This window comes from Prosthecobacter fluviatilis (assembly GCF_042655725.1).
In the GTDB taxonomy this organism is placed as follows: Bacteria; Verrucomicrobiota; Verrucomicrobiia; order Verrucomicrobiales; family Verrucomicrobiaceae; genus Prosthecobacter; species Prosthecobacter fluviatilis.
In genome coordinates this window covers 1-5372 of sequence record NZ_JBHSMQ010000020.1, presented here as the reverse complement: position 1 = coordinate 5372, position 5372 = coordinate 1, and the positions used below count along the sequence as shown (strand labels likewise).

The 5372-nt window shown below is 52.1% G+C and carries 2 tRNA genes and 3 rRNA genes; all 5 read right to left on the bottom strand.

Annotation, left to right across the window (positions count from 1 at the left end):
• Positions 1–49 precede the first annotated feature (49 nt).
• Positions 50–165, bottom strand: a 5S ribosomal RNA gene (rrf, locus tag ACFQDI_RS25145).
• Positions 166–297: 132 nt separating this feature from the next.
• A 23S ribosomal RNA gene (locus tag ACFQDI_RS25140) occupies positions 298–3142 on the bottom strand.
• A 183-nt stretch (positions 3143–3325) separates the two neighbouring features.
• A tRNA-Ile gene (locus ACFQDI_RS25135) sits at positions 3326–3402 on the bottom strand.
• A 12-nt stretch (positions 3403–3414) separates the two neighbouring features.
• Positions 3415–3490 (bottom strand) — tRNA-Ala (locus ACFQDI_RS25130).
• Between the two features lie 160 nt (positions 3491–3650).
• Positions 3651–5196 (bottom strand): 16S ribosomal RNA (locus tag ACFQDI_RS25125).
• The 16S, 23S and 5S rRNA genes sit together here with 2 tRNA genes alongside, the layout of an rRNA operon.
• Positions 5197–5372: the final 176 nt, after the last annotated feature.

Here is a 5372-nt window from a genome sequence, read left to right as displayed (position 1 = left end):
GGGCACAAAAAACCCCGCATCCTTTTGAGGGGATGCGGGGTGATGTTTAATCTGGCAACGTCCTACTTTCGCATAGCCTTTCGCCATACTATCATCGGCGCAACAGCGTTTCACTTCCGTGTTCGGAATGGGAACGGGTGGTACCACTGTGCCATGGTCACCAGACTGCGGCCCATGATGCGGTGAGGCATATGAACCGAGTGTCTGGAGACACTCAGGGAGTGTTCTCTGACAACTGCATACAGGGAGAATCAAAATTCGATTGAGCCTGGAACCAGGCTTCAGTTTGAAATGGAACAATGCAAGACAAACGGATGATTAGTACCACTAAGCTGAACACATTACTGTGCTTGCACCCGTGGCCTATCAACGTGGTAGTCTTCCACGATCCTTCAGGGAAAGCTTATCTTGGGATGGGCTTGGCACTTAGATGCTTTCAGCGCTTATCCCTTCCGCACATAGCTGCCCAGCGATGCTCTTGACAGAACAACTGGAACACCAGAGGTGCGTCAATTCCGGTCCTCTCGTACTAGGAATTGAACCCCTCAACTTTCCTGCGCCCACAGAGGATAGAGGACCGAACTGTCTCGCGACGTTCTGAACCCAGCTCGCGTGCCGCTTTAACCGGCGAACAGCCGGACCCTTGGGACCTTCTCCAGCCCCAGGATGCGACGAGCCGACATCGAGGTGCCAAACTTCATCGTCGATATGAACTCTTGGATGAAATCAGCCTGTTATCCCTAGCGTACCTTTTGTCCGTTAAGCGATGGCAATTCCACATTAAACCACCGGATCACTTTGGCCTGCTTTCGCATCTGTTCGACTTGTAGGTCTCACAGTTAGGCTGGCTTATGCCAATGCACTCAACACGTGATTACCAACCACGCTGAGCCAACCTTCGCGCTCCTCCGTTACTCTTTGGGAGGATACCGCCCCAGTAAAACTGACCGGCTGACATGGTCCCACATCCAGATTCATGGACTGCGGTTAGATCGTTCAATACCCAAGGGTGGTGTTTCATTGACGACTCAGCATGACCCGAAAGTCATGCTTCAAAGTCTCCCACTTACGCTAAGCATGGAAACCAAACGACCAGTGACAGCTTACAGTTAAGGTGCATAGGGTCTTTCCGTCCTTCTGCGGGTAAGCAGCATCTTCACTGCTAATACAATTTCACTGAGCCCCTCGTTGAGACAGCGGACAACTCGTTACACGATTCGTGCAGGTCGGAACTTACCCGACAAGGAATTTCGCTACCTTAGGACCGTTATAGTTACGGCCGACATTCACGGGGACTTGGGTTCAGAGCTTCGCCTTGCGGCTAACCCCTTGCCTTAATCTTTCCGCATTGGTCACGTGTCACATCGTATACTTGGACTTTCGTCTTGGCACAATGCTGTGTTTTTGATAAACAGTCGGTTGTCCCCTTTCACTGCGACCCAAGCAAGCTTGGGCATCCCTTCTTCCGAAGTTACGGGACTAGATTGCAGAGTTCCTTAACGAGGTTTCACTCTTTCGCCTTGGTATATTCTACCCACCCACCTGTGTCGGTTTGCGGTACGGGCGGCCATGGAAAGGGCCACAACGCTTTTCTCGGTGGTCGGATCAAAAGACCGGATTTGGGTTGCCCCGCCTCCTTCTGCCACTTTCAGCCGGCATGCTTTCTCAATTTCCACGCACGTGTGGTTTAACCATAGCCGGTTTGGGAATATTAACCCAATGTGCATCGCCGACGCCATACGGCCTTGACTTAGCTCCCGACTAACCCTGGGACGAATATCGTTGCCCAGGAAACCTTGGGTTTACGGCGGGGCGGGATTTCACCGCCCTTAACGTTACTTATGTCTGCATCCTCACTTCTGTGAACTCCACGGTCAGTCGCCTTCACGCTTCGACGCTCACAGAACGCTCCCCTACCACTGAACGATCCGTAGACCGTTCAATCCAGAGCTTCGGTATGCCGCTTGATCGCCAATCATTTTCGGCGCGAGATCTCTCGATGAGTCAGCTATTACGCACTGTTTAAATGGTGGCTGCTTCTAAGCCAACATCCTCACTGTCAAAGAAATCTCACCTCCTTTCCACTTAGCGGCATTTGGGCACCTTAGCTGCAGGGCTGGGCTGTTTCCCTTTCGACAATGAAGCTTATCCCCCACTGTCTTACTGCCATGCTACATTCGAGGGTATTCGGAGTTTGATTGAGTTTGGTAGACGGGTATGTCCCCTAGCTCATTCAGTGCTCTACCCCCCTCGATCAGCGCATGACGCTGCACCTAAATACATTTCGGGGAGAACCAGCTATTACGGGGCTTGATTAGCCTTTCACTCCTACCCACAGCTCATCCGAGAACGTCTCAAGGTTCACCAGTTCGGTCCTCCACGTCGTATTACCAACGCTTCAACCTGGCCATGGGTAGATCGCCTCCGCTTCGGGTTCAGCCCGTGCGACTTGTCGCCCTGTTCGGACTCGCTTTCGCTCCGCCTCCGTCCCAGAAGGACTTAGGCTTGCCACACAGACTGACTCGCAGACTCATTTTGCAAAAGGCACGCCATCACCGGACAAGCCGGCTCTGACACCTTGTAGGTATGTGGTTTCAGGTACTATTTCACTCCGCTCACGGCGGTTCTTTTCACCTTTCCCTCGCGGTACTTGTTCACTGTCGGTCACTAGCTAGTATTTAGCCTTATGCCGTGGTCGGCACATATTCACACGAAATGCCACGTGGATCGTGTTACTCTGGGAATCCCTAGGCGTTGTCGAGTTTTCGGTTACGGGCCTCTCACCCTCTTTGGAGCGATTTTCCATTCGCTTCACCTAACTGTTCAACTACCACATCGGGCCCCGAACCCCGGAGGTAAACCTCCGGTTTAGGCTGGTCCGCTTTCGTTCGCCACTACTGACGGAATCGCATTCGCTTTCTTTTCCTCGCCTTACTGAGATGTTTCACTTCGGGCGGTGTTGCGTCGACGCTCCTATGTATTCAGAGCGTCACGTGATGAGATGAATCATCACAGGTTATCCCATTCGGAGATCTCCGGGTCAAAGCCTGCTTGCGGCTGTCCGGAGCTTATCGCAGCTTACCACGTCCTTCATCGCCTGCTAGTGCCAAGGCATTCACTACATACCCTATAAATCTTGCATTGTTAAAATCCATTTCATGTGACGGGCTTTGACACCCGCCGAAATGGTTTCGCCTGATTCTTAATTTTACTTATCTTTTCGAAACCTGTTGGTTCTCAAGATGGCTCAATTGAATTTGTTTTTTCTACCCTATATACAGTTGTCAAAGAACAGAATCCCAAAAAAACAGATGTGCACAATGAATGGTGGGCAGGACTGGACTCGAACCAGTGACCCCCGCCTTATCAAGGCGGTGCTCTAACCAACTGAGCTACATGCCCGCTGATCATTGATGGTGGAGGTTAGGAGACTCGAACTCCTGACATCAAGCTTGCAAAGCTAGCGCTCTACCAACTGAGCTAAACCCCCGCTCAAGGCACAGAAAACAGAAAAACTAAATTGTACGCTGCGGCTAGTGGCGCGCAGTAAAAGGTTTTGCGGTGATTTTCATCATTCGCACACTTTGCCGTTTCCAGCAGTCAGTGTCGACCTTGTCCATTGTGGCGTGAGCCTGGACAATTCTCCATAGAAAGGAGGTGATCCAGCCGCAGGTTCCCCTACGGCTACCTTGTTACGACTTCATCCCAGTCACCAGTCTTGCCTTAGGGCGCTGCCTCCTTGCGGTTGGCGCACGCACTTCGGGCGAAACCAGCTTCCATGATGTGACGGGCGGTGTGTACAAGACCCGGGAACGTATTCACGGTACCGTAGCTGATGTACCATTACTAGCGATTCCAGCTTCATGGAGTCGAGTTGCAGACTCCAATCTGAACTGAGCCCAGTTTTATTGATTTCCTCCACCTCGCGGTCTCGGTTCACATTGTACTGGGCATTGTAGTACGTGTGCAGCCCTGGTCGTAAGGGCCATACGGACTTGACGTCATCCCCACCTTCCTCCTCGTTGATCGAGGCAGTCTGATTCGAGTGCTCGGCATACGCCGGTGGCAACAAATCACAGGGGTTGCGCTCGTTGCGGGACTTAACCCAACATCTCACGACACGAGCTGACGACAGCCATGCAGCACCTGTGCAAAGCGGGTATTGCTACCCTATACGGCTTTCACCGTAGACACAATGCATGTCAAGACCAGGTAAGGTTCTTCGCGTTGCATCGAATTAAGCCACATACTCCACCGCTTGTGCGGGTCCCCGTCAATTTCTTTGAGTTTTAATCTTGCGACCGTACTTCCCAGGCGGCACGTTTAACGCGTTAGCTCCGGCGCGGACGCGGTCGATTGCGCCCACACCAAACGTGCACCGTTTACTGCCAGGACTACCGGGGTATCTAATCCCGTTTGCTCCCCTGGCCTTCGTGCCTCAGTGTCAGTAACTGCCCAGTGACCTGCCTTCGCCGTTGGTATTCCTCTCGATATCTACGCATTTCACTGCTACACCGAGAATTCTAGTCACCTCTTCAGTACTCTAGCATGGTAGTATCGGATGCTGTTCCGAGGTTGAGCCCCGGGCTTTCACATCTGACTTACCACGCCACCTACGCACCCTTTACGCCCAGTGATTCCGAACAACGCTTGAGACCTCTGTATTACCGCGGCTGCTGGCACAGAGTTAGCCGTCTCTTCCTCTTGTGTTACCATCAATTTGCAAGACTATTAACCTCGCAACCTTGTTCACACATGACAGGAGTTTACAATCCGAAGACCTTATCCTCCACGCGGCGTCGCTCCATCAGGGTTGCCCCCATTGTGAAAGATTCTCGACTGCTGCCACCCGTAGGTGTCTGGACCGTGTCTCAGTTCCAGTGTGGCTGGTCGTCCTCTAAGACCAGCTACCCGTCGTAGCCTTGGTGGGCTTTTACCCCGCCAACTAGCTGATAGGCCGCGGACCAATCGGAAAGTGGCAGGCCTTGCGGTCCCTGCCTTTAGTTTTTCAACCACATGCGGTATTAATCCAAGTTTCCCTGGGCTATCCCCCGCTTTCCGGAATGTATCCACGTGTTACGCACCCGTTCGCCACTAGACCACCGTTGTATTGCTACTCCGATGATCCCGTTCGACTTGCATGTCTTATCCACGCCGCCAGCGTTCGTTCTGAGCCAGAATCAAACTCTCCAAAAATTTTGGTGCTGACTTAATTTATAAGCCAGCCAAATTGACTGCATCTGTTTAAACCACAGATGCCTGCGCACTTATTCGCGCAGCGCACAATTTAGCTTTCTGTTTTCGAACAGCTGAAACTCGGTTTGACCCTCGTTCCGCTGCTTCTGTGTTTTCTAAAAGATCGTTTCTGATTC